This window comes from Streptomyces sp. NPDC059695, assembly GCF_042733785.1.
Classification (GTDB): domain Bacteria; phylum Actinomycetota; class Actinomycetes; order Streptomycetales; family Streptomycetaceae; genus Streptomyces.
Map to the genome: position 1 here is coordinate 31,846 of NZ_JBHWFF010000012.1, position 25,698 is coordinate 57,543.

Consider the following 25,698-nt stretch of genomic DNA (forward strand, 5'->3'; position numbering starts at 1 on the left):
AACGACCTAGCCCAGCGCCTGGCGGAGGTCGGCGAGCAGGTCGTCGACGTTCTCGATGCCCACCGAGATGCGGACCAGGTCGGCCGGGACCTCCAGGGCCGAGCCCGCGACGGAGGCGTGCGTCATCCGGCCCGGGTGCTCGATGAGGGACTCGACGCCGCCCAGGGACTCGCCGAGGGTGAAGAGCTTCGCGCGGTTGCAGACCTCGACGGCCGCCTCCTCGCCGCCCTGCACGCGGAAGGAGATCATGCCGCCGAAGGAGCGCATCTGCTTGGCCGCGATCTCGTGCCCGGGGTGCTCCGGGAGGCCCGGGTAGAGGACCTGGGTGACCTTCGGGTGCTGCGTGAGCATCTCGGCGATCTTCTCGGCGTTCTCGCTGTGGCGGTCCATGCGCACGGCGAGGGTCTTGATGCCGCGCAGCACGATCCACGAGTCGAAGGGACCGGCGACCGCGCCCATCGCGTTCTGGTGGTAGGCGAGTTCCTCGCCGAGCGCCTCGTCCGCGGTGACCAGGGCGCCGCCGACGACGTCGGAGTGGCCGCCCATGTACTTGGTGAGGGAGTGCACGACGACGTCCGCGCCGAGCGCCAGCGGCTGCTGGAGGTACGGCGAGGCGAAGGTGTTGTCGACGACGAGCTTCACGCCGGCCTGGCGGGCGACGCCGGCGACGGCCTCGATGTCGGTGATGCCGAGGAGCGGGTTCGACGGGGTCTCGACCCAGATCAGCTTCGTACGGTCGTTGACCGCACCGCGCACCGACTCGATGTCGGAGGTGTCCGCGACGGAGAAGTCCACGCCCCAGCGCTGCACGACCTTGGCGAAGAGCCGGAAGGTGCCGCCGTAGGCGTCGTTCGGGATGACCACGTGGTCGCCGGGCGCGAGGAGCGTGCGGAGCAGGCAGTCCTCGGCGGCGAGGCCCGAGGCGAAGGCGAGACCGCGGCGGCCCCCCTCCAGGGCCGCGAGGTTCTCCTCCAGGGCGGTACGGGTCGGGTTCGCGCTGCGGCTGTACTCGTAACCGCCGCGCAGCCCGCCCACGCCGTCCTGCTTGTAGGTGGACACCTGGTAGATGGGCGGGACGACCGCGCCGGTCAGCGGGTCGGCGGTGTTGCCCGCGTGGATCGCGCGGGTCTCGAAGCTCTGATGGGAGTGCTGGTCGCTCATGGGTCAGGAGCGTAGTGCCGCGCGCCTCCCGCCGCTGAGTTCGTCTCACCGGGTGTCCTGGACAATGGACACATGGACATTCTCTGGTTCCTGATCGCGCTCGGCCTGCTGTTCGGCGTCCTCGGTCCCTACGTGCTGCGCCGCAGGGGCGGCGGCGGGATCCGGCAGGTCGCGCCGGGGGCACCGGACGCGGCGGACCCGGAGGCGTACGGCTTCGTGCGCCAGGAGGACCAGGACGTGCGGCTGCCCGGTGCCGACGAGGAGCTCCTGCACGTCCTCGACGTCGTGCAGGCCACCCAGGACTGGCGCCCGGCGTCGCGGCTGCTCGCCGCCACCGGCAAGGAGGGCGAGGTGCGCTGGCAGCGCGTCCAGGCCTTCGCGGGCGCGGCCTCCCTCGAACTCCAGGAGCGGCCCGGGGCCGGCGGGGCGTGGCTGCGGACCTGGCGGGCGGAGGAGCCGAAGGACGCGGGCGGCGCGGCCGTGCACGCGGAGTTCCTGGTGCAGCAGGCGTGGCGGTCCTCGTCGGCCGGGACCGACGACTTCCGGATCATCCTGGAGGAGGCGCTGAAGGTCACGGAGGAGGCGGCGCTGCTCGCCCCGGGCGACCCGGTCCCGTACATCACGCGGCTCGCGGTGGCGCGCGGACTCGGCTACGGCCACGAGGAGTTCGACCAGGTGTGGGCGAAGGTGATCGACCGCGCGCCGGAGCACATGGGGGCGCATCTGGCGGCGCTGCACTACTGGTGCGAGAAGTGGCACGGTTCGCGCGAGGAGGCCGACCACTTCGCGACGACGGCCGCGGCGCGCGCCCCGCGGGGTTCGCTGCTGGCCGCGCTGCCGCTGTTCGCGGTCTTCGAGCACGTGCCGGACGTGGTGCTCGTGCAGGACTTCTTCCGTACGGCGGTGGTGTCGAAGGCGATGGACGGCGCGCTGTACGCGGTCCACTCGGCCCGCCCCGACGACCCGATGCTGGCGCACGTCCGCCATCTGCTCGTCTGGTTCCTGGTGCGCTCGCAGCGCTGGTCGGAGGCCATGCACCAGCTGGTGCGGGTCGACGGCCACGTGGGCGCGGTCCCGTGGACGCTGAGCGGCGACCCGGCGGCGGAGTACACGGTCTTCCGGAACCTGGCGGTGGCGGGCTACGAGGCGAACGGCGGGAGCCCGGCGACCCTGCCGCGCTGACCGGCCCGGCGGGTCGCCGCGCCGGCCGGCCCCGGTCTCGTTTACACATCGGACGCTGCCGCGGAATATTTGAGTGTGTGTGTGGGTGGTGGGGGGGGGGGGGGGGTGGGGGGCGCGGGGGGGGGGGCGGGGGCGCGGGGGCGGGGGCCCCGGGGGGGGGGGGCCCCCGCGCCGGCCGGCCCGGCCGCCCAGCCGCGCCGACCGGCCGGGCGACCCGCCCGCCGACCGGCCGCGACCTGCGCGAACCCACGGATTCCCGGTGGACGGCATCCGCCTCCGTGGGCCATGATCGACACTCCCCCCACCCGCTCGTCCGCTGATCGTCACGCCTTTCCCGTGGGGGGAATCTGCCCGATGGGCGCCACTCTGCGCGCGCTGCGCGCCCTCGTCCTGCTCGCCGGCTTCCATCTGCTCGGCCTCCTGCTGCTCGTCCTGCTCGGCGCCCTGGACTGGGTGGCCTGGCGGTGGGCCCCGGCCGGGTGGGCCCTGAAGACGTACGTCCTCAGCGTCGTCCTCGCCGTCCCCGTCGTCCGCGGCATGCTCATGCTCCGCACCCCGCGGGACGAGGGCGTCGTCGGCGTCCCCGTCACCGACGCCGAGGAGCCCCGGCTCTGGGCGGCCGTCCGCGACCTCGCCGGCCTGGTCGGGACCCGGGCGCCCGACGAGATCCGGCTCACCGCCGACATGAACGCCGCCGTCACCGAGGACGCCCGCCTCCTCGGCCTGCGCGGCGGCACCCGCCGCCTCTACCTCGGGCTCCCCCTGGTGGCCGGCCTCTCCGAGGCCCGGCTGCGCGCCGTCCTCGCCCACGAGCTCGGCCACTACGCCCACTCCGACACCAGGCTCTCCGGCATCACCGAGCGCAGCCGCCTCCACGTCGCGCGTACCGTCGGCCGGTTCGAGGAGAGGTCCGACCTCAAGGTCGCGAAGGAACGCGCCCGGCAGGAACGGCGATCCGCCCGGCGCGTCGCCAAGGGCAGACCGGCCAAGGAGGTGAGCACCACCGGAGTCGGCATCTCGTACCGCGCGATGGCACGGATCTACACGGCGTACGGCCGCTTCTCCATGCGTGCCACCCAGAGCGGCTCCCGCCGCCAGGAGGTCGCAGCCGACCTGGCCGCCGCCCGCATCGCGGGCCGCGACGCCACCGCGTCGGCGCTGCGCGCGCTTCCGGTGCTCGACACCGCGTACGAGTTCTACCTGGACTCGTACGCCACCCTCGGCGTCGAGTTCGGGATGCTGCCGCCGCACGGCGAGGTCTTCGGCGGGGTGCGTCACCTGCTCGGCGCCCGCGCGGAGGAACTGGCGAGGATGCGCGCCACCCTGCCCGGCGGACCCGCCACGCCCTACGACTCGCACCCGCCGACCGCCGAGCGCGTCGCCGCCATCGAGGCCCTTCCCGACGACGGCCGCGCCGCGGAGGAGGAGCGCCCTGCCTTCGACCTGTTCGCCTCGCCCGAGGAGGCCCTGCGCGCCGTCGAGGACGCGACCCTGACCCCGGAGGCGCTCCGGATGCGCCGGCTCGACTGGCCGGACCTGGTGCACGAGGCGATGACGGCGAAGTACGTCCGCGACACGGAGCAGCTGCGGGCGGCTCTCGCGACGCCGACGGGGCCGGACGGGACCGTCGGCGCCGACCGGCTCCGGCGGGAGGTCGAGGCCTGCCTCGACGCCGTCGCCACGGGCGCGGTCTGGGACCTCCTCGAACGGCTGCCCCTGTCCGAGGAGGCGGCCGCGGCGACCGGCCGGGCCCGCCGGGAGTTCGCCCGCTCCTCGCTGCGGCGCGAGCTCGCCCGCCTTCTGACGGCCGCGCTCGCCTCGGAAGGCCGCGCCCGCTGGCAGCTCTCCTGGTCGGCCCCCGCGTCCCTGCTGCTGCCCGACGGGTACGCCGGGGAACTCCCGGCGGCCCTGGACGCGGCCGTCGAGGACCGCCCGGACACCGAGCGGCTCCGCAAGCTGCTGGCCGCCGGCTGACCACCCGTACCCCCTACCGACGGAGCCACGCACCGCATGCCCCCTCTCATCCCCCTGACCGTGATCGTGCCCGACCGGCCGGGAGCGTCGTGACCGTACTGCTCTGGATCGTCCTGACCCCGCTCGCCCTCTGCGTGGCCGCCGTCGCCCTCGTCTTCCTCGTGGCGGTCGTGCGCGGCCTCGCCGGGGACGTGAGCGCCGGCGCGGACGCGTCCCGCGCCGCCTCGCTCGGGCTGCTGCCCGCCGAGCGGCAGCACACGGAGCTGGCCGCCCCGAGGCCGCCGGACCTCACGGTGGCCCTGGCCTCCGCCCGCGGCGGCGACTGGGCACCGGCCGCCGCGCTGCTCGACGCGACGGCCGCGAACCGCGACTGGGAGGGCCGCTCGGCGCTCTGCGAGCGGCTCGCGGACCTCGCGGCCGAGGAGGACGGGTGGCTGCGGGACTGGGAGGAGGCGCGACCGGCCGATCCGGGGGCGGCGTTGGTGAGGGCGCGCGGGACGGTCCTCCTGGCGTGGAACGTACGGGGTGGGCGGCGGGACGAGGACACCACGCCGGAGCAGAGCGAGGGGTTCCGCCGGATCCTGACCGGCTCCCGGGCGGAGCACGCGCGCGCGGTGGCCCTGGCGCCGGCCGGGGACCCGTCGCCGTACGTGGGCGAGATCTGGACGGCCATGGGCCTCGGCCTGCCGCACGAGGAGCTGCGGCGGCTGTGGCGCGAGGTCGCCGACCGGGCCCCGCACCACTACGAGGCGCACTTCGCGGCGCTGCAGTACTGGTGCGCCAAGTGGTGCGGCTCGGCGGAGCTCGCGCACGCCTTCGCGGTCCGGGCGGCGGCGGGCGCGCCGCCCGGCAGCCTGCTGACGGCGCTGCCGTTGGTCGCCCACTTCGAGCACGACGCCTCGGAGACGACGGACGCCGACCGGACCCCGGAGATGTACGCGGCCGTGGACGCGCTCCTCGCGGACGTGACCGCCGCCGACCCGGCCCACCCGCGCCTCCCGGAGGCCCGGCACCTGCTGGCGTACTACCTCTGGCTCCAGGACCGGTACGCGGAGGCGATGGAGCAGTTCCGCCGGGTGGACGGCTACGTCGGGGCGCTTCCCTGGCGGTACAAGGCGGACCCGGCGCAGGAGTTCTGCCGGGCCCGCGACGACTGCGCGGGGCACGCGCCGGACGGGGAATCCCGCCCGCCCCTCGGACGTTGACAGAGCTGCCGACCGTCGAGGAGAGATGCAGCATGTTCCTGTCCCGCACCCCCGTACTCCCCACTCCCGACCAGGCCCTGCGCGGCCGGCCCGAGCCGGAGTTCTCCGTGCCCGAGCGCCACACCGTCCTCGGCCATCCGCTTCTGGGCCCCTACCCGGAGGGCCTGGAGGTCGCCGACTTCGCGCTGGGCTGTTTCTGGGGGGCCGAGCGCAAGTTCTGGCAGACCGAGGGCGTCTGGACGACGCTCGTCGGCTACCAGGGCGGCCACACGCCGAACCCGGCGTACGAGGAGGTCTGCTCGGGCCTGACCGGGCACACCGAGGTCGTCCGCGTCGTCTTCGACCCGTCTAAGGTCTCGTACGCGTCGCTCCTGAAGCTGTTCTGGGAGTCCCACGACCCCACCCAGGGCTTCCGCCAGGGCAACGACGTGGGCACCCAGTACCGCTCGGCGGTCTACACCCACTCCCCCGCCCAGGCCACGGCGGCCGAGGCGTCCCGCGAGGCCTACCAGAAGGTCCTGACGGGCTCGGGCTACGGCGAGATCACCACCCACGTCCTCCCGGCCGACGAGACCCGCCCGTTCTACCCGGCGGAGCCCTACCACCAGCAGTACCTGGACAAGAACCCGGCCGGCTACTGCGGCATCGGCGGCACGGGCCTGTCCTGCCCGATCGGCGTCGCGAAGGCCGAGTAGCGCTCAGCCGCCCGCCGCCCGCAGCGAGGCCGCCGTCGCGGCGGCCTCGTAGTCGGCCGGGACGCCCTCGACGAGGAGGATGTCGCCGGGCATGTGGCGGGTGCGGAGGGGGATCAGGGCCTGGTAGGCCTCGGAGTCGTACCAGGACCTGGCGTCCTCGTACGTCGGGAAGCCGATGATCACCACGGCGCCGGGCCAGCTGCCCTCGCGGACCTCGCGGGCGGGGGCGCCGTGGACGAGGAAGCGGCCTCCGAAGGGGTCCAGGGTGTCCTGGATGCGCTCCATGTAGTCGAAGACCTCCTCGTCGAGGACGGGCTTCGGGTGCAGGTTTCCGATGGCGTATGCGGTCATGGGACCAGCGTGCCGGGGCACGGCGTCCGGGTCGATTACCCCGGAGGTCATGCCCCGGCCGCGGTGACGGGTCAGATCGTCGACGTGTCGATCACGAAGCGGTAGCGGACGTCGCTCTTCACGACCCGCTCGTACGCCTCGTTGATCTGGTCCGCGCGGATCAGTTCGATCTCGGCGCCCAGGCCGTGCTCGGCGCAGAAGTCGAGCATCTCCTGGGTCTCGGCGATGCCGCCGATCATCGAGCCCGCGAGGGTCTTGCGGCCGCCGATGAGGGAGAAGAGGCCGACCTTGACCGGCTCCTCGGGCGCGCCGACGTTCACCAGCGCCCCGTCCGTCCTCACGAGGCTCAGGTAGGCGTCGAAGTCGAGCGGCGCCGAGACCGTGGAGATCACCAGGTCGAACGTCCCGGCGAGCTCGGTGAAGGTCTTCGGGTCGCTGGTGGCGTGGAAGTGGTCGGCGCCCAGCTTCAGGCCGTCCTCCCGCTTGCGCAGCGACTGGCTGAGGACGGTCACCTCGGCGCCGAGCGCGTGGGCGATCTTGACGCCCATGTGGCCGAGGCCGCCGAGGCCGACGATCGCGACCTTCTTGCCGGGCCCGGCGCCCCAGTGGGCGAGCGGCGAGTAGAGGGTGATGCCGGCGCAGAGCAGCGGGGCCGCCTCGTCGAGGCCGATGCCCTCGGGGATGCGCAGGGTGTAGTTCTCGTCGACGACGATGTGGGTGGAGTAGCCGCCGTAGGTCGGCTCGCCGTTCCCGTCGAGCGCGTTGTACGTGCCGGTCATGCCGTTCGCGCAGTACTGCTCCAGGCCGCGCAGGCAGTACGCGCACTCCCGGCAGGAGTCGACGAAGCAGCCGACGCCGACCCGGTCGCCGGCCCGGAACCTCGTGACCCCGGGGCCGACCTCGGCGACGATCCCGGCTATCTCGTGGCCGGGGACCATCGGGAAGATGCCCTCGCCCCAGCCGTTCGTGGCCTGGTGGATGTCGGAGTGGCAGATTCCGGCGTACTTGATCTCGATGAGGACGTCGTGCTCGCCGACGGCCCTGCGCGGCACGGTGGTGCGCTCCAGCGGCGCGTCGGGGGCGGGTGCGGCGTAGGCGGGGACGGTGGTCACGTTCGTGGTCATGCGCTCCAGCATGCCGGAGCGCGCGGACCGTACCCAGTCACCTGTTCTGCCTACGACCGGCGTGCCTACCACCGGCAGGGTCAGGAACGTCCGTCCGTCAGCGACGACCTGCGGCGATAATGGGGCGGTATGGACCTCAGTGCCGAACTCAGCGAATTCCTGCGCTCCCGGAGGGCCCGGCTGAAGCCCCAGGACGTGGGTCTGCCGGAGTTCGGGCGGCACCGGCGGGTGCCGGGCCTGCGCCGCGAGGAGCTGGCGCAGCTGGCCGGGGTGTCCGTGGCGTACTACACCCGGCTCGAACAGGGCAACGGGCGCAACGTGTCCCTGGAGGTCCTCGACTCGATCGCGCGGGCCCTGCGCCTGAGCGAGGCCGAGCGGGACCATCTCACCCGGCTGGCGAAGCCCGCGCCCGCCCGGAAGCGGCCCGCGCGGCCGCAGCGGCTGCGGCCGGGCGTCCAGCAGCTGATGGACGCGATGACGGGGATCCCCGCGTACGTCGTGGGGCGCCGCACGGACGTCCTCGGGTCCAACCGCATGGCGACCGCGCTGTTCGGCGACGTCACGGCGCTGCCGCCGGAGCAGCGGAACATCGCGCGCCTGCTCTTCCTGGGCGACAACTGCCGGGACCTGTTCGTCGACTGGGAGCAGAAGGCGTGCGAGGTCGTGAGCTTCCTGCGGGTGGACGCGGGCCGTCATCCGGACGACCCGCTGCTGTCGGCGCTGGTCGGTGAGCTGTCGGTGAAGAGCGAGCCCTTCAGGAGCCTGTGGGCGGCCCACCACGTGAAGGACAAGGGGCACGGCAGCAAGCGGCTGCACCACCCGCTGGTGGGTGAGCTGACGCTGTGGTGCGAGACGCTGGTGCTGGCCGGGGACTCCGAGCAGTGCCTCGTGACCTTCCACGCGGAGCCGGGGTCGCCCTCGGAGGAGGCGCTGGGGCTGCTGGCCAGCTGGGGCGCGGATCACGCCCTGCGGTGACGCGGACGCACGCTCACCCGGACGTGGGGGGGGGGGGGGGGGGGGGGGGGGGGGGGGGGGGGCGCGCGGCCCCCCCGCGGGGGGGCGCGCCCCCCCCCCCACCCCGCCCGCGCCCGGGCCGCGCGCCCCCCGGGGGGGGGGGGCCCCCCCCCCCGCGTACGCGCGGATCCGTGGATCAGGCCGCCGAGCCGGCCTTCCACTCGGACCAGCTCATGTTCCAGCCGTTGAGGCCGTTGTCCGGCTTGATCGTCTTGTCGTTGGAGTTCTTGACGATCACGACGTCACCGACGAGCGAGTGGTCGAAGAGCCAGGCGGCCGTCTGGTTCGGGTCGCCGGCGCCCTTGACGTCGGCGAGGCCGACGCAGCCGTGGCTGGTGTTCACGCTGCCGAAGATCGACCGCGCGCCCCAGTAGTTGCCGTGGATGAAGGTGCCGGAGGTGGACAGGCGCATGGCGTGCGGCACGTCCTTGATGTCGTACTCGCCCTTGCCGTCGTCGTCGGTGAAGCCGACGGTGGCGCCGTTCATCCGGGTCTCCTTGAACTTCTCGGAGATCACCATCTGACCGTTGTAGGTGGTGTTCTCCGGGGAGCCGGCGGAAATCGGGATGGTCTTGATCGTCTTGCCGTCCTGCTTGACCGTCATGGTCTTGGTGGCGACGTCGACGGTCGAGACCTGGTTGCGGCCGATCTTGAAGGTGACGGTCTTCTGCTGGACGCCGAAGACGCCGTCGGCGCCCTCGACGCCGTCGAGGTCCAGCTTCAGCGTGACGGTCGAGCCCTCGGTCCAGTACGCGTCGGGGCGGAAGTCCAGGCGCGTCGGGCTGAACCAGTGGCCCACGACCTCCTGGCCGGAGCTGGAGGTGACCGTGATGCCGCCCTGGACGGCCTTCTGGTCGGTGATCGCCTTGTTGAAGTTGATCGAGACCGGCATGCCGACGCCGACGGTCGAGCCGTCCTCGGGCGTGAAGTTGCCGATGAAGCTGTTGGCCTGCGAGACGGTGGTGAACGAGGAGTTCTCGTGGGCCTCCAGGCCCTCCGCGTCGGTGGCGGTGGCGGCGATCTTGTAGACCGTGGAGCGCTTGAGCGGCCCGCTGGGCTTCCAGGTGAGCCCGTCGGCCGCTATCTCACCCTTGACCTCGGCGCCCTCGGCCGAGGTCATGGTGACCTCGGTGAGCTTGCCCTCGGTCACGGTGACCTTGGCGTCGTTGTTGATGGAGGCGTTCTGCGCGCCGTTCTTCGGCGAGATGGTGATCTGCGCCTTGGAGGTCTTCTGCGCGGCCGCCTCGTCGACCTGGGCCTGTGACTGCGGCGTCGCGGAACCGGAGGCGCTGCCGCCCTTGTCCCCGTCGTTGCACGCCGAGAGCACGAGTACGCCGCTGAGCACCGCGGCGGCGGCCGCCAGGCTCCTGCGGCGCTTGCCGACCGTCATCACACGCTTCTCCATCGTCGCCGGTTCCCTGCCAACATCTTCTATGAACGCCCATGACACCCCGTCCGGTTCCGTGACCGGACGGTTTGTGGGGAACACCACTGATCCACACGCGTCCACCGGACTTCCGGTTCCCGGGATCACCCCGGCAAAACCGGAAAGGCCCCGGGACGGCGTCCCGGGGCCCGCGAACAGGGCGGATACCCGGCCCTACGGCTGGTCGTCGTCTTCCTCGGCACCATCTTCCCCGTCGAGGTCCCACTCCAGTGCGTCGGGGTCGTACTCGACCTCCTCGCTGCTCCAGGAGGCCTGGACCATCTCGATGCCGGGGACGTCCCGGATCAGGTCGAAGGGCTCGACGAGGTGGGCGAGCGCCTCGGCGCTGTCCTCGCGGGCGGCGGCACGCGCCTGCACGCGCTCCTCCTCGGGCATGAACTCGTCGCCGTCGATCCGGGCCACGGCGGCCTCGGTCAGTTCGGCGGATCCGTCGATCTCCAGGACGACATCGACGCGAAGGCGGATATAGCGGGCGGTCTCAGAAGTGCTCATGGGTCGGAGCGTAGGGGGCCGCGGGCTCTCGGGTTTCCCGCGACCCGCTGTGTTCCGTAGCATCGGCGCAGCGACCAATTCGCGGTTTCCGCAAGGGGGATCGAAATTTCCGTGTCCGTGGCCCGACGCCCACTGCTGACCGCCGTCGCCGCGGGGACGCTCCTGTGCGCCCTGTGGTTCGTGCCGTCGGCGAACGCCACCGACCAACAGGGCGGGGTGAGGATCGGGGTGACCCAGGACGGGCCCCTGACGGACGACGGGCGCCTGGCCGAGACCGGGAACCGGGACACCACGCCGTACCTGCTCGGCGGGACGGGTTTCCTCGGGGTCGGGGCGGGGTTCGTGGCACTGGCGATGCGCCGCCGGGGCCGCGCCTTCTGAGCGTTGCGCCTTCTGAGCGTTGCGCGTCCTGGGCCCCGCGTTCCCCTGCGGCTCCGTGCCTCCTGCGGCTCTGCGGGTCTGCGGGTCTGCGGCTCCGCGGGTCTGCGGCTCCGCACGGACGCGCGAAGGGCCGCCCCCCGGGTGCCGGGGGCGGCCCTTGCACGCACGGTGGCGTCGTTACGCCAGCGGTCCGGTGACCGGCTCGACCGCGGCGACCAGCTTCCCTTCGCGTACGAAGGCGTCGGCGGCCGCCAGGTCGGGGGCGAGGAACCGGTCCGGGCCCGGGCCCTCCACTCCGGCCGCGCGCAGGGCGTCGATGGCGGCCTGCGAGGCGGGCGCCGGGGTCAGGCCCGCGCGGAGCTCGACGCCGCGGGTGGCGGCGTACAGCTCGACCGCGATGATCCGGTTGAGGTTGCCGATCGCCGTGCGCAGCTTGCGGGCGGCGGACCAGCCCATGGAGACGTGGTCCTCCTGCATGGCCGAGGACGGGATGGAGTCGGCGGAGGCCGGGACGGCGAGCCGCTTCATCTCGCTGACCAGGGCGGCCTGCGTGTACTGGGCGATCATCAGGCCCGAGTCGACGCCGGCGTCGTCCGCGAGGAACGGCGGGAGGCCGTGCGAGCGGTTCTTGTCGAGGAGCCGGTCGGTGCGGCGCTCGGCGATGGAGCCGAGGTCGGCGGCGGCGATCGCGAGGAAGTCGAGGACGTACGCGACGGGGGCGCCGTGGAAGTTGCCGTTGGAGGCGACGCGGCCGTCGGGCAGGACGACGGGGTTGTCGACGGCGGCGGCCAGTTCGCGCTCGGCGACGAGCCGGGCGTGGGCCATGGTGTCGCGGCCCGCGCCGGCGACCTGCGGGGCGCAGCGCACCGAGTAGGCGTCCTGGACGCGGGGGGCCTCGCCGGCCTGGGCGTGGCCGGTGAGGCCGGACCCCTTGAGCACGGCCAGCATGTTGGCGGCGGAGGCGGCCTGGCCGGGGTGCGGGCGGATGGCGTGCAGCTCGGGTTCGAGGACCTTCTCGGTGCCGAGGAGGGCTTCGAGGGAGAGCGCGGCGGTGATGTCGGCCGACTTGTAGAGGGTGTCGAGGTCGGCGAGGGCCATGACCAGCATGCCGAGCATGCCGTCGGTGCCGTTGAGGAGGGCGAGGCCCTCCTTCTCCTTGAGCTCGACGGGCGCGATGCCGGCGGCGGCGAGGAGTTCGCCCGCGGGCCTCAGCTCGCCGTCGGGGCCTTCGGCGTCGCCCTCGCCCATGAGCGCGAGGGCGCAGTGGGAGAGCGGGGCGAGGTCGCCGGAGCAGCCGAGGGAGCCGTACTCGTGGACGACCGGGGTGATGCCGGCGTTGAGGACGTCGGCCATGGTCTGGGCGACCTCGGGGCGGACGCCGGTGTGGCCGGAGGCGACGGTCTTCAGCCGGAGGAACATCAGGGCGCGCACGACCTCGCGCTCGACGCGCGGGCCCATGCCGGCGGCGTGCGAGCGGACGATGTTGCGCTGGAGCTGGGCGCGGAGCTCGTGGCTGATGTGCCGGGTGGCGAGCGCGCCGAAGCCGGTGGAGACCCCGTAGACGGGCTCGGGCTTGGCGGCGAGCGCGTCGACGATGTCCCGGGCGGCGGCCAGGGCGCGCACGGCCTCGTTCGACAGCTCGACGCGGGCGCCGTGGCGGGCGACGTCGATGACGTCCTGCGGGGTCGTGCCGGACGTGCCGAGGACGACTGTCTGCATATCCATATTCAGCACCCTACGGATTGAAGACCGACATGTCACTAGTCGACTTCGTCACCGTCCCTCCAGGGGACGGACCCTTACGGGGCCGATCCCCGCCGACGGACTCCCAGTCTGCGCCCCGACGGCCCCCGGGGCTCCGCCGGAACGGCCGTCGGGGCGGCCGCCGGGGCGGCGCCCGAACCGCCGTCGGGCGAGGACCGGGACCCCCGTCGGGGCGGCGCCCGAACCGCCGGGGGCCGCCGGGACGGCCCCACTCCCGTCTCGGGACGTCCCGGCGGCCCGTGGGACCGGCACGGGCGGCCCGGCCTCGCTAGGTTCCCCCTGACCTGCACCGATCACCTCCGACGCCTTCGGCACCTCCTGGGAGACCCCATGCGCCTGCGCACCACCGCCCTCGCGATGACCACGGTCGCCGCGGCCGCCCTCGGCACCTTCGCGACCGCCGGCCCGGCCCAGGCCGCCGACTTCTACAACATCGAGATCGACCTCGCCGACGGCAAGTGCCTCGACGTGCCCAACGCCAACTTCAGCAACGGCGTGGACGTCCAGGAGTGGAGCTGCAACAGCACCAACGCCCAGCGCTGGGACGTCGTCTACGTGAGCAGCCAGTACTTCCAGGTGCGGGTGCACGCCAACCCGAGCCTGTGCCTGAACAACTGGAACAGCCGCGGCGCCAAGGGCGACCCCATCAAGCTCCACGCCTGCAACAGCAGCACCGACTCCTGGTTCAACCAGGTCGGTTCGGGCTGGAACGACTACTTCCAGTTCCAGCCCAAGAACGCCTCCTCCACCTGTGTCACGGCCTGGGGCGGCACCGCCCAGGGCGCCAAGATGAAGCTCGACACCTGCGACAACCGCAGCTACGGCTCGTACTTCGACCTCTGGTCGATCGTCCACTCGGAGAACTGACCCTCAGGGACCCGGATCGCCGGGCGCCCCCGGGCCCCCCGGGGCACCCGGACCCGCCGGGAGCGGGCCGGTCGGCGGCGCGTCACGGAAGCGGCGGCGGTCCCGGGCCCCCGGAGGGGCGTCGGCGAGCCGGATGACCGTGCCGTCGCGGCCCGCGACGACGGGCTTCGACGAGCGCTCGGCCTTCGCCTGGTACTGGGCGGCGTCGGCGAGCCGGAAGAGGCGCCGGGCCGACCTGAGCGGGCCGATGGGGTCGCCGGTGGACGCGACCCCGCAGGCCACGCCCTCGCCGAGCTCCAGCTCCGCCGCCCGGACGCACAGCTCCTCCGCCACCGCGACGACCTCGTCCGCCGTCGGGCCGACGGTGAGAAGGCAGAACTCGTCGCCGCCCAGCCGGGCCGCGAGGGCGCCGGGGAGCATCGCGCCGCAGCGGGACAGGACCGAGCCGAAGCGTTCGAGGAGGCGGTCGCCGACGGCGTGGCCGTGGGTGTCGTTGACCCGCTTGAGGCCGTTCAGGTCGCAGACCACGAGGCTCACCACGGAGCCGTCCGCCCGGTAGCGCTCGATGGCCTCGTCGAGGCGGGTGTCGACGGCCCGGCGGTTGGCCAGGCCGGTCAGGGGGTCGGTGAAGGCCAGCTTGCGGACCTCCTCCAGACGCTCGGCCTGGGCGACGCCGGCGGCGACGACCGCCGCCAGGACCGTCGCGAAATCCGCGTCCCTCCGAGTGAAAGGTTTCTGCTCCGGAGGGCGGGCCACGTACAGCTCGCCCCACGCGCGCCCGTGCAGCACGATCGGGGCGACCACGCAGCAGCCGCGCCCCCGTCGCCGCAGGCCGGCCACCCGGCCGGTCGCGACGGAGTCGGCGGCCGTCTCCACCCAGGCGTCCGGCTCGCCGCCGCCGGCCCACTGCTCGTGCAGGAACTCGGTGATCTCGGGGAACTGGTGCACCGGATACGTCTCCGAGTCCGGGAACTCCTCCTCGCCCGCGGCCCGGTCCCCGGCGTTCACCAGGACCTTCAGGCGGCCGAGGTCCCGCTGCCAGACGGACAGGGCGGCGAAGCTCCCGTCGAGCCCGTCACAGGCCCCGAGCGCCGCCGCCCGCCAGAACTCACGCGGAGTGTGCGCCGCCGCCATCCCCTGCGCCAGCGCCACGACGGCCCGCAGCCGTACATCCTCACCCATTCCTCCAGCTTAGGGAGGTTTGGTCCGTTTTCCTCACCGAGACGTCACCAAGAGTCACAAGTGGCATGAAACGGTAAAATCTACTCGCCCGGCCAGTTCGGCTTCCGCTTCTCGTTGAAGGCCGCCACGCCCTCCGCGCGGTCGCCCGAGAAGGCCACCGAACGCCAGGCCGCGTCCTCGACCTCCAGGCCGGCCCGCAGGTCCAGGCCCTGGCCGAGCCGCATCGCCTTCTTCGCGGCGCGCAGGCCGACCGGCGAGTTCGCCGCGATCCGGCCGGCGAGCTCCAGGGCCCCCGTCCGCGCGTCCTCCTCCAGGAGGTCGACCAGGCCGAGCGCACGAGCCTCGGCCGCCTCCACCCGGCGGGCCGTGAAGACCAGCTCGGCGGCGCGCGCCGCGCCCACCCGGCGCGGCAGCAGCTGCGTACCGCCGCCGCCCGGGATGACGCCCACGGAGACCTCGGGGAGGCCGACGACGGCGGTCGCGTCGGCGACGATGACGTCGCAGGCGAGCGCCAGCTCGAAGCCGCCGCCGAGGGCGAAGCCGTGCACGGCGGCGACGGTCGGCATCGGCAACTCCAGGACGCCGGTGTAGGCGGCGCGGGCGGTCGGCCGCTGGCGGACGAGCTCGGCGTCGGTGAAGGAGTTGCGCTCCTTCAGGTCGGCGCCGACGCAGAAGGCGCGGTCGTTCGAGGAGGTCAGGACGGTGACGCGGACCTCGGGGTCGGCGGCGAGGGCGTCGCAGGCGGCCCCGAGGGAGCGGGCCATCTCGGAGGAGACGGCGTTCATGGCCTTGGGCCGGTCGAGGACCAGCTCCGCGACGTGGCCGTCCTTCCGGACCACCACGAACTCACCAAAGCGCTGCTCGGACATGACCGACACCCTCCCGGCTCGGGCCCGTCAACAGCTGTTAACAGGCGTTCACCGGGAGATCCTAGGCCCTGCCGGTCGGCGGTCTCTAGGTCGGCCGACGGCTCAGGAGCCAGGGTTCGACGACGCCGAGGCCCCGGACCGGGCGCTGCCACATGGGCTGGAGCGCGAAGCGGTACGTCTCGGCCGGGCGGCCCTCCTTCTCGGCGCGGGTCGCCTCCTCGGCGGCCGACGCCTCCGAGGCGGGTGCCTCCCGGGTCCTCGTCAGCTCCTCCGCGAGGGCCCCGTCGACGAGGACGGCGTCCTTGGGGGCTATCGAGGTGAGGCGGCTGGCCAGGTTCACGGTGGTGCCGAAGACATCGCCCATCCGGGTCGTCACGGTGCCGAACGCGATGCCGACGCGCAGCGCGGGCATCGTCTCGTCGTGGCTCAGGGTCTCGATGAGCCGGAGCGCGATCTCGGCGGCGGTGCCCGCGTCGTCGGCGCAGTACAGCACCTCGTCGCCGAGGGTCTTGATGAGCCGTCCGCCGTGCGCGGCGACCAGGTCGGCGCAGGTGGTCTCGAAGGCCTCGACGAGCTCGCCGAGTTCCTCCTCCTCCAGCCGGCGGGTCAGCCGGGTGAAGCCGACGAGGTCCGCGAAGCCGACGGCGAGCCGGCGGTCGACCATCTCCTCGTCGTCGGCGGCCTGGACGAGCACCCGGCCGGTCGCGGCGGCGAGCTGCCGGCGCCACACGTAGATCAGGAACTCCTCCAGCTCGGGCAGGAGCAGCTCGACCAGCGGGTACGTGACCTCGGTGCGGGTCATGCCGGGCTCGGGCGGCTCGGTGAGGCCCTCCAGGAAGGAGTCGATCTGCCATTCGGCGAGGCGCGCGGTGGTCTGTCCGGTGGACCGGGCGACCTGCACGGCCATGGGCTCGCTGAGCAGCCCGGCCTCGACGAGGCCGGCGAGCCGCCGCAGGGCGAGGACGTCGGCCTCGGTGAGGGCCTTGGCCTGGCCGATGTCGGCGAAGCCCATGGCGCGCCAGAAGCGGGAGGCGAGCTCCATGGAGACGCCCGCGGTGCGGGCGGCCTGGAACGGGGTGTAGCGGCGGTCGGCCCCGAGGATGAGCTGTTCGAGGCGGATGGCGAGGGGGTCGTGGCTCGGCTCGGCCGTGTGGTCCACCTCGTGGTGGGGGGTGGGGTACGTCGGCGGTCCGGCCGGCTCGGCGCCGTCGCCCGCGTTCGCGTCGTCGACGGTCACCGGCCGCCTCCTGCCCGTTCCCTGCCGCTGCCCACTTGTCCTGCCGATCTGTCGCCGTGGATCGCGCTCCACGATACGGCAGGTGTGTGCTGGCTCACGCGCGATCGCGGCCGCCCGGCGACCGCGCGCGGGCCCTCCGGGCGAACCGACGGGAGGGCGCCGCACCCGTGGGTCACGTCCGCAGGTGGACGATGTCGCCCGCTCCCACCGCTTCCGTGCCGCCGCCCTCCGTGGCGACGACCAGACGGCCGTCCCCGTCCAGGGCGACGGCCTCTCCCTCCAGCATGCGCTCACCGGGCAGCTCGGCGCGCACGCGGCGGCCGAGGGTGGCGCAGCCGGCCGCGTAGGCCGTCTGGAGGCCGGAGGCGGCCGGATCGCCGTCGGCCCGGGTCCAGTCGCCGTACCACTGGGCGAGGGAGCGCAGGACGGCCCGCAGGAGGGTGTCGCGGTCGGTGGAGACCGCGCCGGCCAGGAGGAGCGAGCCGGCGGCGGGGACGGGCAGCTCGTCCTCACGGAGGGTGACGTTGATGCCGAGGCCGACGACGATCGCGTCCTCGCCGGCGCGCTCGGCGAGGATGCCGCCGGCCTTGCGCTCCTCGCCCGCGACGGAAACCAGGACGTCGTTGGGCCACTTGAGGGAGGTGTCGACGCCGGCGGCCTTCGCGAGGCCGGTGGCGGCGGCCACCCCGGTGAGCAGCGGGAGCCAGCCCCAGCGGTGGACGGGGACGTCCGGCTTGAGGAGGACGGAGAGGAAGAGCCCGGAGCGGGCGGGCGCGGTCCAGGTGCGGTCGAGCCGCCCGCGGCCCGTGGTCTGCTCCTCGGCGACGAGGACGGCGCCTTCGGGCAGTTCACCGGCCCGGGCGGCGAGGTCGCTGTTGGTGGAGCCGGTGGTGGTGACCACGTCGAGCGAGGTCCACAGCCCGTCGGGGAGAACGAGCGCGCGGCGCAGCGCGGTGGCGTTCAGCGGGGGCCGGTCGAGGTCGGACCAGGGTCCGCCTGAGGCTTGTGAGGACGTCATGCAAGCCAGACTAGGTGTGGCAAAGACCGCAGTGCCGAACCGTATCGGCGTCGATACTCTACGGGTCAGTAGGCCAGCAGTAGCCCATTCGTAGTCAACGAACCCCCCGTGACCAGGCAGGGAGCCGCATCCCGATGTCCGAGCCGGCAGAGCAGTACGAGATCGACATTCACACGACCGCGGGCAAGATCGCGGACCTCAGGCGCCGTATCGACGAGGCCACGCACGCCGGCTCGGAGCGCGCGGTGGAGAAGCAGCACGCCAAGGGCAAGCTGACGGCGCGCGAGCGGATCGCCCTTCTCCTGGACGAGGGTTCGTTCGTGGAGCTGGACGAGCTGGCGCGCCACCGCTCGACCAACTTCGGCCTGGAGAAGAACCGGCCGTACGGCGACGGTGTCGTCACCGGCTACGGCACGGTGGACGGCCGTCCGGTCGCCGTGTTCTCGCAGGACTTCACGGTCTTCGGCGGCGCGCTGGGCGAGACGTACGGCCAGAAGATCATCAAGGTGATGGACTTCGCGCTGAAGACGGGCTGCCCCGTCGTCGGCATCAACGACTCCGGCGGCGCCCGCATCCAGGAGGGTGTGAGCGCGCTGGGCATGTACGGCGAGATCTTCCGCCGCAACACGCACGCGTCCGGGGTCATCCCGCAGATCTCCCTGGTCGTCGGCCCGTGCGCGGGCGGCGCGGTGTACTCCCCCGCGATCACCGACTTCACGGTGATGGTCGATCAGACCTCGCACATGTTCATCACCGGCCCGGACGTCATCAAGACGGTGACCGGCGAGGACGTGGGCTTCGAGGAGCTGGGCGGCGCCCGGACGCACAACGCGACCTCGGGCGTGGCGCACCACATGGCGGGGGACGAGAAGGACGCGATCGAGTACGTCAAGTCCCTCCTCTCGTACCTTCCTTCGAACAACCTGTCGGAGCCGCCGGCCTTCCCGGAGGTCGCGGAGACCGAGGTGACGGACGAGGACCGCGAGCTCGACACGCTGATCCCGGACTCGGCGAACCAGCCGTACGACATGCACAAGGTCATCGAGCACGTCCTCGACGACGGCGAGTTCCTGGAGACGCAGTCGCTGTTCGCGCCGAACATCCTGACCGGCTTCGGCCGCGTCGAGGGCTTCCCGGTGGGTGTGGTCGCGAACCAGCCGATGCAGTTCGCGGGCTGCCTGGACATCGACGCGAGCGAGAAGGCCGCGCGGTTCGTCCGGACCTGCGACGCCTTCAACATCCCGGTGCTGACCTTCGTGGACGTGCCCGGCTTCCTGCCCGGCGTCGACCAGGAGTACGGCGGCATCATCCGGCGCGGCGCGAAGCTGATCTACGCGTACGCGGAGGCGACCGTCCCGCTGATCACGGTCATCACGCGCAAGGCCTTCGGCGGCGCGTACGACGTCATGGGCTCCAAGCACCTGGGCGCGGACCTGAACCTGGCGTGGCCGACGGCGCAGATCGCGGTCATGGGCGCGCAGGGCGCGGTGAACATCCTGCACCGGCGGACGATCGCCGAGGCGGAGGACCAGGACGCCGAGCGGGCGCGGCTCATGCAGGAGTACGAGGACGCCCTGCTCAACCCGTACATCGCGGCCGAGCGCGGCTACATCGACGGGGTCGTCCTGCCCTCGGACACCCGCCCGCAGATCGTGAAGGGTCTGCGTCAGCTGCGGACGAAGCGGGAATCCCTGCCTCCGAAGAAGCACGGCAACATCCCGCTCTAGACCCTCCGGACCTCAAGGAGCCGACATGATCAAGGTCGTACGAGGCAACCCGACTCCGGAGGAGTTGGCCGCCGCACTGGCGGTGGTCCAAGCCCGGGCCGCGGCGACGGCGGCGGCGTCCGCCGGGGCGGGCGGCCCGGCGGTGCCGGAGGGCTGGTCGGATCCCTCGCGGATCGCGCGCACCGTACGGCAGCGGCCGGGCCCGCGGGCCTGGGCGCGGTCGTACTGGCCGGTGTAGTCGTCACGGCACGAGGAAGGGCCGGATCCCGTGTGCGGGGGATCCGGCCCTTTCGCATGCCCCGGCGCGGGTCACGTCCGGCGGAGGAAGACGCCCGACAGGACGGCTCCGGCGGCGACGATCGCGGCGTTGACGAGGACCGCGAGGCCGATGCCGTCGAGGAGCACGGGCGCGGTGACCACGACGGCGCTCATGACCGGGGTGCCCAGGGTGATGCCGATCTGCTGGGTCATGGTCGCGAGGCCGGTCGCCATGCCCTGCTCGCCGTCGGGGATGCCGGAGGTGGCGGTGACCATGAAGCCGACGATCGCGAGCATGTTGCCGACGCCGCCGGCGAAGGTCGCGGTGAGCAGCAGCGCGAGGCTGCCCCGGTCGTCGCCGAGTCCGTACAGGGCGAGGGTCGCGAGGGCCTGGAGGAGTCCGCCGGAGACGAGGGCGGCGCGGGCGCCGAAGCGGCCGATGAAGCGGGAGGCGGCCAGGCCGCCGAGGATCGTGCCGGCGCCGAGGACGCCGAAGGAGAGTCCGGCGGCGAGCGGGGAGAAGCCCAGGACGTCCTGGAGGTACAGGGTCATCAGGAAGACCAGCGAGGTCTCGGTGACGAAGGCGACCAGCCCGGCGAGGTTGCCCCAGACGACGGTGCGGCGCTTCAGGACGTGGACCGGGACCAGCGGTGAGGCGGCGCGCCGTTCGACGAGGACGAAGGCGACGAGGAGCGCCGCGCCGACGGCGAGCGCGGTGAGCGCGGTGGGGTCGGTCCAGCCGTGCCCGCCGGTGACGGTGAGGCCGTAGACGAGGGCGAGGAGTCCGCCGGTGACGGTGATCGCGCCGGGCACGTCGAGGCCGGGCCGGACGGCCGGGCGGCTCTCCTTCAGGACGGCGGGGGCGACGAGGAGGACGGCGAGGGCCACGGGCACGTTGACGAGGAAGGCCCAGCGCCAGGAGAGCAGGTCGGTGAGGACGCCGCCGAGGATGGCGCCGGTGGTGAAGCCCGCGGACATGAGGGCGCCGTTGAGGCCGAGCGCCCTGGCCCGCAGCGGGCCCTCGGGGAAGGAGGCGGTGAGCAGGGAGAGCCCGGCGGGGGTGACGGCGGCGGTGGCGAGGCCCTGGGCGACCCGGGCGGCCATGAGGACCTCGGGGCCGGTGGCGAGTCCGCCGGCGAGGGAGGAGACGCCGAGGAGGGCCATGCCGCCGAGGAAGAGGCGGCGGCGGCCGATCAGGTCGGCGACGCGCCCGAAGAGGAGGGTGAATCCGGCGGCGGCGAGGGCGAAGGCGGTGGCGATCCACTGGAGGCCGCCGAGGGTGAAGCCGAGTCCTTGGCCGATGACGGGCAGGGCGACGTTCAGGATCGAGAAGTCCACGGCCAGCATGAACTGGGCGAGGAGGAGGACGACGAGGACGAGCCGCATCCGGCCGGTCATCCGGTCGGGGTGGGCGGTGGAGGTGGCGGGGAGATCGACGGCAACCATGCGGAGAACCCCTTAATGGGAAGCTCGTTCCGTTAAGATGTCCCGTACCGTAGCAGAGTCGAAGGTGTTAATGGAACAGGAGACCCGTTTGACTGAGAGCCGGCCGGCCTCGCCCGGCACCGTGCGCCCCGGCGGCCGCACCGCGAAGGTCCGCAGGGCCGTCCTCGACGCCACCCTGGACGCCCTCGCCGACACCGGCTTCCCCGCCCTGAACATGGACCGGATCGCCGCGGCCGCCGGCGTCGGCAAGACCACCGTGTACCGCCGCTGGGGCTCCCCCGTCGGTCTGGTCACCGACCTCCTGCACGACATGGCGGAGCAGTCGCTGCCCGCCTCCGACACCGGCACCCTCGCGGGCGACCTGCGGGCCAACGCCGAACTCGTCCGGGCCACGCTCGTGGACCCCCGGATGGGCGCCGTCTTCCGCGCGGTCATCGCCGCGGCGGCCTCCGACGAGGAGTGCGCCCGCGCCCTCGCCGGCTTCTACCGGACCCGGCTCGCCGAATGGGCCCCGGTCGTGACCAGGGGCGCGGCGCGCGGCGAGGTCCCGGCGGGCACGGACCCCTTCGAGGTCCTCCGTGCCGTGTCCGCGCCGCTCTACTACCGCTTCGCGGTCACCCGCGAGGAGCTCGACGGGGCCGTCGCGGAAAGGGCGGTGACGGCGGCTCTGGCGGCGGCGCGGGACGGGGTGTTCGTACGGGCCTGAGGCGGGGCCTCCCGGATCCGGACCACCCGGATCTAGGCCTTCCGGACCCCGGCGCCTGAGTATCCGTACTCAGGCGCCCGGCCCGTCCCGCCCGCAGGATCGGAGGCATGCTGTGGTCCGACCCGAAGAACCAGCCGCCGAAGTTCCTGCGCGACATGCAGGCGATGCTCCGCCGCACCGGCGTCCTGCTGGCGCTCGCGATGGTGGTGGCGATGTTCGTGGCGACCGCCCGCTGACCACGCGCACGCGTCGTGCCGTGCGCAGGCGCGCGGGGCCGCACACGCACGCGTCGTGCCGTGCGCAGGCGCGCGGGGCCGCACGCACGCGCGTGCGCGCGCCCGCCACTGACTACGCTGCCCTCATGACTGCTGATCCGCGCCGTGTCGTGCTCGCCTCCGCCTCCCCCGCCCGGCTCGGTCTGCTCCGGCAGGCCGGACTCGCCCCCGAGGTGATCGTGAGCGGCGTCGACGAGGACAAGGTCCACGCCCCCACCCCGGCCGAGCTCGCGCTCACCCTCGCGGAGGCGAAGGCCGCCCATGTCGCCGCCCGTCCCGAGGCGTTCGGCGCGCTGGTCATCGGCTGCGACTCGGTCCTGGAGCTCGACCGGCAGGCCCTCGGCAAGCCGGCCGACGCCGCGGAGGCCGTCGCCCGCTGGCAGGCGATGCGGGGCAGGGTCGGCATCCTCCAGACCGGCCACTGCGTCTACGACACGACCGCGAAGCGCTACGAGTCGGCGACGGCCTCCACCGTGGTCCGCTTCGGCGAGCCGACGGACGAGGAGATCGCGGCGTACGTGGCGAGCGGCGAACCGCTCCACGTGGCGGGCGCGTTCACCCTGGACGGCCGCTCGGCCCCGTTCATCGACGGCATCGACGGCGACCCGGGCAATGTGATCGGCCTGTCCCTGCCGCTGCTGCGCAGGCTCCTGCGCAAGCTGGACGTCGAGATCACCGACCTCTGGGCCTGAGATCAGCCGGCGGTCGCCGCCCGCCCCCCGGGGGCGGCGGCCTCCTTGCCGTACGCCACCAGGGTGAGGACGACGAGCCCGAGCACGGCCACCAGGAAGGCGAAGGCCGTCCAGCCGAGCAGCGCGACGGCGACGGCGCCGAGGACGCCGTGGACGACCGCGCAGCCGATCAGGAGGCCCCTGCCGAAGCGGCCGGGGCGGCGGTCGCGGACGCCCGCGACGAGGGCGACGAGGGCGCAGGCGACGAGGGCGACGCCGGAGGCGATGCCGAGCCCCCAGGTGCCCTTGACCATCGCGTCGGGGTCCATGCCGTCGAGGGACATCGACTGCGCCTCCAGGAAGCCCGCCATGACGGCGTTGATCGCGACGATGCCGGGCGCTTCGAGGAAGAGCACCGCGGCCGTCACGAGGGCTATCGGTCTGCGGGCCACCTCGGCCACCCCCTGGATTCGCCTGTTACCGCCAGTACGTTCGACAGCGCGAAGGCTACTGGCCGGTAAACCCCTGGACAAGAGTTCGCACACGGCGGGACACGACGGACACGGGGGCAAAGAATCGCCGAGCCATTCGTAGAGACCCGACAAAGAAACCCGAACGGCCCCTGGCCCCACGAACAGAGACCTGCGCCACACCTCGGAGCTACTGTGCCGTAAAGGAACCCTGCGTACCGTGGTGCGACAAGGGAATTCACGACCCGAGCGGGCCCGGGGTCACGCTCCGTGTGGGCAAGCTCACCACTGGGGACGGGTCGAAAGGCCGTGTCGGCAGTCCCTAAACTCAGCTTGTTTCAAGGAGGGAGCCATCGTGCGCAAGGTGCTCATCGCCAACCGTGGCGAAATCGCTGTCCGTGTGGCCCGGGCGTGCCGGGACGCCGGCATCGGCAGCGTGGCCGTGTACGCCGAACCGGATCGGGATGCCCTGCATGTCCGGGCGGCTGACGAGGCGTTCGCTCTGGGCGGTGACACCCCGGCCACCAGCTACCTGGACATGGCCAAGGTGCTCCAGGCCGCGAAGGACTCGGGGGCGGACGCGGTCCACCCCGGCTACGGGTTCCTTTCCGAGAACGCGGAGTTCGCCCAGGCCGTCCTGGACGCGGGCCTGACGTGGATCGGCCCGCCGCCGCAGGCCATCCGGGACCTGGGTGACAAGGTCGCCGCCCGTCACATCGCGCAGCGCGCCGGCGCCCCGCTCGTCGCCGGTACGCCGGACCCGGTCTCGGGCGCCGACGAGGTCGTGGCCTTCGCCCGGGAGCACGGGCTGCCGATCGCGATCAAGGCCGCCTTCGGCGGCGGCGGCCGCGGTCTGAAGGTCGCCCGCACCCTCGAAGAGGTCCCCGAGCTGTACGACTCGGCCGTCCGTGAGGCCGTCGCGGCCTTCGGCCGGGGCGAGTGCTTCGTCGAGCGCTACCTCGACAAGCCCCGCCACGTCGAGACCCAGTGCCTCGCCGACACCCACGGCAACGTGGTCGTCGTCTCCACGCGTGACTGCTCGCTCCAGCGCCGTCACCAGAAGCTCGTCGAGGAGGCCCCCGCGCCGTTCCTGACGGACGCGCAGAACGCCGAGCTGTACGCGGCGTCCAAGGCGATCCTGAAGGAGGCCGGCTACGTCGGCGCCGGCACGGTCGAGTTCCTGGTCGCCGCCGACGGGACGATCTCCTTCCTGGAGGTCAACACGCGTCTGCAGGTCGAGCACCCGGTGACCGAGGAGGTCGCGGGCATCGACCTGGTCCGGGAGATGTTCCGGATCGCCGACGGCGAGGAGCTCGGCTACGACGACCCGGCCATAAGGGGTCACTCCTTCGAGTTCCGTATCAACGGCGAGGACCCGGGCCGCAACTTCCTCCCGGCCCCCGGCACGGTCACCCTGTTCCAGGCGCCGACCGGCCCCGGTGTCCGCCTCGACGCGGGCGTCGAGTCCGGCTCCGTCATCGGCCCGGCCTGGGACTCGCTCCTGGCCAAGCTGATCGTCACCGGCGCCACCCGCGAGCAGGCCCTGCAGCGCGCGGCCCGCGCGCTCGCGGAGTTCAAGGTCGAGGGCATGGCCACGGCCATCCCGTTCCACCAGGCCGTCGTCGTCGACCCCGACTTCACCGCCGACCCGTTCCGGGTCCACACCCGGTGGATCGAGACGGAGTTCGTCAACGAGATCAAGCCCTTCGCCCCGGCCGGCTCGGAGGCGGACGAGGACGAGACGGGCCGCGAGACGATCGTCGTCGAGGTCGGCGGCAAGCGCCTCGAGGTGTCCCTGCCGTCCTCGCTCGGCATGACGCTGGCGCGCACGGGCCTGGCGGCCGGCGCGAAGCCCAAGCGGCGCGCGGCGAAGAAGTCCGGCCCGACCGCCTCGGGCGACACCCTCGCGTCCCCGATGCAGGGCACGATCGTGAAGGTGGCGGTCGAGGAGGGCCAGGAGGTCAAGGAGGGCGACCTGATCGTCGTCCTGGAGGCCATGAAGATGGAGCAGCCCCTGAACGCCCACCGTTCGGGCACCGTCAAGGGCCTGTCCGCCGAGGTCGGCGCCTCCCTCACCTCCGGTGCCACCATCTGCGACATCAAGGACTGACAGCCGCAGCCAGTACGGTACGAAGGGCCCGCAGGCAGCCGCCTGCGGGCCCTTCGTCGAGGGGACCCGTTC

Annotated in this window: 25 protein-coding genes; 13 read left to right on the top strand and 12 right to left on the bottom strand. The window is 73.1% G+C overall.

Annotation, left to right across the window (positions count from 1 at the left end):
• Positions 1 to 6 precede the first annotated feature (6 nt).
• Complete coding sequence (locus tag ACFV2S_RS16820) at positions 7 to 1,161, bottom strand: cystathionine gamma-synthase (RefSeq protein WP_383802235.1); 1,155 nt, start codon at positions 1,159 to 1,161, stop codon at positions 7 to 9.
• 72 nt (positions 1,162 to 1,233) lie between these two features.
• Between ACFV2S_RS16820 and ACFV2S_RS16825 the strand changes: the two genes are divergently transcribed.
• The 4 genes from ACFV2S_RS16825 (at position 1,234) to msrA (ending at position 6,217) form a co-directional block, all read left to right on the top strand.
• Positions 1,234 to 2,343 (top strand): hypothetical protein, encoded by a 1,110-nt coding sequence (locus ACFV2S_RS16825; RefSeq protein ID WP_385559029.1) that lies wholly within the window; start codon positions 1,234 to 1,236, stop codon positions 2,341 to 2,343.
• A 354-nt stretch (positions 2,344 to 2,697) separates the two neighbouring features.
• Entirely contained in the window at positions 2,698 to 4,317 is a 1,620-nt protein-coding gene (locus ACFV2S_RS16830) for a M48 family metallopeptidase (protein WP_385559032.1), read from the top strand.
• A gap of 89 nt (positions 4,318 to 4,406) precedes the next feature.
• Complete coding sequence (locus tag ACFV2S_RS16835; RefSeq protein ID WP_385559035.1) at positions 4,407 to 5,522, top strand: hypothetical protein; 1,116 nt, start codon at positions 4,407 to 4,409, stop codon at positions 5,520 to 5,522.
• Positions 5,523 to 5,554: 32 nt separating this feature from the next.
• Positions 5,555 to 6,217, top strand: a complete 663-nt coding sequence (gene msrA / locus ACFV2S_RS16840; RefSeq protein WP_385559038.1) for a peptide-methionine (S)-S-oxide reductase MsrA — start codon at positions 5,555 to 5,557, stop codon at positions 6,215 to 6,217.
• Positions 6,218 to 6,220: 3 nt separating this feature from the next.
• Here msrA and ACFV2S_RS16845 read toward each other — a convergent pair whose 3' ends face one another.
• Together ACFV2S_RS16845 and ACFV2S_RS16850 are read right to left on the bottom strand one after the other, a co-directional pair.
• Positions 6,221 to 6,568, bottom strand: a complete 348-nt coding sequence (locus ACFV2S_RS16845; RefSeq protein ID WP_385559041.1) for a DUF1330 domain-containing protein — start codon at positions 6,566 to 6,568, stop codon at positions 6,221 to 6,223.
• A gap of 71 nt (positions 6,569 to 6,639) precedes the next feature.
• Positions 6,640 to 7,692, bottom strand: a complete 1,053-nt coding sequence (locus ACFV2S_RS16850; RefSeq protein ID WP_385559044.1) for an NAD(P)-dependent alcohol dehydrogenase — start codon at positions 7,690 to 7,692, stop codon at positions 6,640 to 6,642.
• A 129-nt stretch (positions 7,693 to 7,821) separates the two neighbouring features.
• On the opposite strand from ACFV2S_RS16850, the gene ACFV2S_RS16855 reads away from it, so the two are divergent.
• A complete protein-coding gene (locus ACFV2S_RS16855; protein WP_385559047.1) occupies positions 7,822 to 8,667 on the top strand; it encodes a helix-turn-helix domain-containing protein in 846 nt (281 codons plus the stop codon).
• A gap of 175 nt (positions 8,668 to 8,842) precedes the next feature.
• Here the strand turns inward: ACFV2S_RS16855 and ACFV2S_RS16860 are convergent, their stop codons facing one another.
• Both ACFV2S_RS16860 and ACFV2S_RS16865 read right to left on the bottom strand, forming a co-directional pair.
• Positions 8,843 to 10,111, bottom strand: a complete 1,269-nt coding sequence (locus ACFV2S_RS16860) for an Ig-like domain-containing protein (protein WP_385559050.1) — start codon at positions 10,109 to 10,111, stop codon at positions 8,843 to 8,845.
• A 195-nt stretch (positions 10,112 to 10,306) separates the two neighbouring features.
• Complete coding sequence (locus tag ACFV2S_RS16865; RefSeq protein ID WP_385559054.1) at positions 10,307 to 10,645, bottom strand: hypothetical protein; 339 nt, start codon at positions 10,643 to 10,645, stop codon at positions 10,307 to 10,309.
• A gap of 111 nt (positions 10,646 to 10,756) precedes the next feature.
• Here ACFV2S_RS16865 and ACFV2S_RS16870 point away from each other — a divergent pair, with 111 nt between their 5' ends.
• Entirely contained in the window at positions 10,757 to 11,026 is a 270-nt protein-coding gene (locus ACFV2S_RS16870) for a hypothetical protein (RefSeq protein WP_385559056.1), read from the top strand.
• Between the two features lie 177 nt (positions 11,027 to 11,203).
• On the opposite strand, the gene hutH is transcribed toward ACFV2S_RS16870, so the two are convergent.
• Positions 11,204 to 12,745 (bottom strand): histidine ammonia-lyase, encoded by a 1,542-nt coding sequence (gene hutH, locus ACFV2S_RS16875; RefSeq protein ID WP_383787272.1) that lies wholly within the window; start codon positions 12,743 to 12,745, stop codon positions 11,204 to 11,206.
• A 375-nt stretch (positions 12,746 to 13,120) separates the two neighbouring features.
• Between hutH and ACFV2S_RS16880 the strand changes: the two genes are divergently transcribed.
• On the top strand, positions 13,121 to 13,657 hold the full coding sequence (locus tag ACFV2S_RS16880; protein WP_385559059.1) for an RICIN domain-containing protein: 537 nt from the start codon (positions 13,121 to 13,123) through the stop codon (positions 13,655 to 13,657).
• Positions 13,658 to 13,660: 3 nt separating this feature from the next.
• Here ACFV2S_RS16880 and ACFV2S_RS16885 read toward each other — a convergent pair whose 3' ends face one another.
• From ACFV2S_RS16885 to ACFV2S_RS16900, 4 genes are all read right to left on the bottom strand, one after another.
• Entirely contained in the window at positions 13,661 to 14,839 is a 1,179-nt protein-coding gene (locus ACFV2S_RS16885; RefSeq protein WP_385559062.1) for a diguanylate cyclase domain-containing protein, read from the bottom strand.
• 80 nt (positions 14,840 to 14,919) lie between these two features.
• On the bottom strand, positions 14,920 to 15,708 hold the full coding sequence (locus ACFV2S_RS16890) for an enoyl-CoA hydratase/isomerase family protein (RefSeq protein ID WP_383787250.1): 789 nt from the start codon (positions 15,706 to 15,708) through the stop codon (positions 14,920 to 14,922).
• An 85-nt stretch (positions 15,709 to 15,793) separates the two neighbouring features.
• Entirely contained in the window at positions 15,794 to 16,945 is a 1,152-nt protein-coding gene (locus tag ACFV2S_RS16895) for an adenylate/guanylate cyclase domain-containing protein (RefSeq protein WP_385559066.1), read from the bottom strand.
• Between the two features lie 172 nt (positions 16,946 to 17,117).
• Positions 17,118 to 17,963, bottom strand: a complete 846-nt coding sequence (locus tag ACFV2S_RS16900) for a biotin--[acetyl-CoA-carboxylase] ligase (RefSeq protein WP_385559069.1) — start codon at positions 17,961 to 17,963, stop codon at positions 17,118 to 17,120.
• A gap of 134 nt (positions 17,964 to 18,097) precedes the next feature.
• Between ACFV2S_RS16900 and ACFV2S_RS16905 the strand changes: the two genes are divergently transcribed.
• Both ACFV2S_RS16905 and ACFV2S_RS16910 read left to right on the top strand, forming a co-directional pair.
• Positions 18,098 to 19,690: an acyl-CoA carboxylase subunit beta gene (locus tag ACFV2S_RS16905; protein ID WP_385559072.1), complete on the top strand. Its 1,593-nt coding sequence runs from the start codon at positions 18,098 to 18,100 to the stop codon at positions 19,688 to 19,690.
• A gap of 25 nt (positions 19,691 to 19,715) precedes the next feature.
• Entirely contained in the window at positions 19,716 to 19,928 is a 213-nt protein-coding gene (locus ACFV2S_RS16910; protein WP_190101587.1) for an acyl-CoA carboxylase epsilon subunit, read from the top strand.
• Between the two features lie 71 nt (positions 19,929 to 19,999).
• On the opposite strand, the gene ACFV2S_RS16915 is transcribed toward ACFV2S_RS16910, so the two are convergent.
• Positions 20,000 to 21,394 carry an MFS transporter gene (locus tag ACFV2S_RS16915; RefSeq protein ID WP_385559076.1) on the bottom strand — a complete coding sequence of 465 codons (1,395 nt, stop codon included), beginning with the start codon at positions 21,392 to 21,394 and terminating at the stop codon, positions 20,000 to 20,002.
• A 70-nt stretch (positions 21,395 to 21,464) separates the two neighbouring features.
• Here ACFV2S_RS16915 and ACFV2S_RS16920 point away from each other — a divergent pair, with 70 nt between their 5' ends.
• The 3 genes from ACFV2S_RS16920 (at position 21,465) to ACFV2S_RS16930 (ending at position 23,067) form a co-directional block, all read left to right on the top strand.
• Positions 21,465 to 22,100, top strand: a complete 636-nt coding sequence (locus ACFV2S_RS16920) for a TetR/AcrR family transcriptional regulator (RefSeq protein WP_385559079.1) — start codon at positions 21,465 to 21,467, stop codon at positions 22,098 to 22,100.
• Positions 22,101 to 22,207: 107 nt separating this feature from the next.
• Positions 22,208 to 22,336, top strand: coding sequence for a morphogenic membrane protein MmpB (mmpB, locus tag ACFV2S_RS16925; protein WP_267258901.1), 129 nt, complete (start codon positions 22,208 to 22,210; stop codon positions 22,334 to 22,336).
• A gap of 125 nt (positions 22,337 to 22,461) precedes the next feature.
• The gene (locus ACFV2S_RS16930) at positions 22,462 to 23,067 is read left to right on the top strand and encodes a Maf family protein (protein WP_383787233.1); all 606 of its coding nucleotides are present in this window, start codon (positions 22,462 to 22,464) and stop codon (positions 23,065 to 23,067) included.
• A gap of 2 nt (positions 23,068 to 23,069) precedes the next feature.
• Here ACFV2S_RS16930 and ACFV2S_RS16935 read toward each other — a convergent pair whose 3' ends face one another.
• On the bottom strand, positions 23,070 to 23,498 hold the full coding sequence (locus ACFV2S_RS16935; protein ID WP_385559084.1) for a hypothetical protein: 429 nt from the start codon (positions 23,496 to 23,498) through the stop codon (positions 23,070 to 23,072).
• Between the two features lie 373 nt (positions 23,499 to 23,871).
• Between ACFV2S_RS16935 and ACFV2S_RS16940 the strand changes: the two genes are divergently transcribed.
• Positions 23,872 to 25,626, top strand: coding sequence for an acetyl/propionyl/methylcrotonyl-CoA carboxylase subunit alpha (locus tag ACFV2S_RS16940; protein ID WP_385559087.1), 1,755 nt, complete (start codon positions 23,872 to 23,874; stop codon positions 25,624 to 25,626).
• Positions 25,627 to 25,698: the final 72 nt, after the last annotated feature.

Coding starts and splice junctions, on each gene's coding strand:
- ACFV2S_RS16820 (WP_383802235.1), bottom strand. CDS start 1,161: ATGAGCGACCAGCACTCCCATCAGAGCTTCGAGACCCGCGCGATCCAC.
- ACFV2S_RS16825 (WP_385559029.1), top strand. CDS start 1,234: ATGGACATTCTCTGGTTCCTGATCGCGCTCGGCCTGCTGTTCGGCGTC.
- ACFV2S_RS16830 (WP_385559032.1), top strand. CDS start 2,698: ATGGGCGCCACTCTGCGCGCGCTGCGCGCCCTCGTCCTGCTCGCCGGC.
- msrA (WP_385559038.1), top strand. CDS start 5,555: ATGTTCCTGTCCCGCACCCCCGTACTCCCCACTCCCGACCAGGCCCTG.
- ACFV2S_RS16845 (WP_385559041.1), bottom strand. CDS start 6,568: ATGACCGCATACGCCATCGGAAACCTGCACCCGAAGCCCGTCCTCGAC.
- ACFV2S_RS16850 (WP_385559044.1), bottom strand. CDS start 7,692: ATGACCACGAACGTGACCACCGTCCCCGCCTACGCCGCACCCGCCCCC.
- ACFV2S_RS16855 (WP_385559047.1), top strand. CDS start 7,822: ATGGACCTCAGTGCCGAACTCAGCGAATTCCTGCGCTCCCGGAGGGCC.
- ACFV2S_RS16860 (WP_385559050.1), bottom strand. CDS start 10,111: ATGGAGAAGCGTGTGATGACGGTCGGCAAGCGCCGCAGGAGCCTGGCG.
- ACFV2S_RS16865 (WP_385559054.1), bottom strand. CDS start 10,645: ATGAGCACTTCTGAGACCGCCCGCTATATCCGCCTTCGCGTCGATGTC.
- hutH (WP_383787272.1), bottom strand. CDS start 12,745: ATGCAGACAGTCGTCCTCGGCACGTCCGGCACGACCCCGCAGGACGTC.
- ACFV2S_RS16880 (WP_385559059.1), top strand. CDS start 13,121: ATGCGCCTGCGCACCACCGCCCTCGCGATGACCACGGTCGCCGCGGCC.
- ACFV2S_RS16885 (WP_385559062.1), bottom strand. CDS start 14,839: ATGGGTGAGGATGTACGGCTGCGGGCCGTCGTGGCGCTGGCGCAGGGG.
- ACFV2S_RS16890 (WP_383787250.1), bottom strand. CDS start 15,708: ATGTCCGAGCAGCGCTTTGGTGAGTTCGTGGTGGTCCGGAAGGACGGC.
- ACFV2S_RS16900 (WP_385559069.1), bottom strand. CDS start 17,963: ATGACGTCCTCACAAGCCTCAGGCGGACCCTGGTCCGACCTCGACCGG.
- ACFV2S_RS16905 (WP_385559072.1), top strand. CDS start 18,098: ATGTCCGAGCCGGCAGAGCAGTACGAGATCGACATTCACACGACCGCG.
- ACFV2S_RS16910 (WP_190101587.1), top strand. CDS start 19,716: ATGATCAAGGTCGTACGAGGCAACCCGACTCCGGAGGAGTTGGCCGCC.
- ACFV2S_RS16915 (WP_385559076.1), bottom strand. CDS start 21,394: ATGGTTGCCGTCGATCTCCCCGCCACCTCCACCGCCCACCCCGACCGG.
- ACFV2S_RS16920 (WP_385559079.1), top strand. CDS start 21,465: ATGGAACAGGAGACCCGTTTGACTGAGAGCCGGCCGGCCTCGCCCGGC.
- mmpB (WP_267258901.1), top strand. CDS start 22,208: ATGCTGTGGTCCGACCCGAAGAACCAGCCGCCGAAGTTCCTGCGCGAC.
- ACFV2S_RS16930 (WP_383787233.1), top strand. CDS start 22,462: ATGACTGCTGATCCGCGCCGTGTCGTGCTCGCCTCCGCCTCCCCCGCC.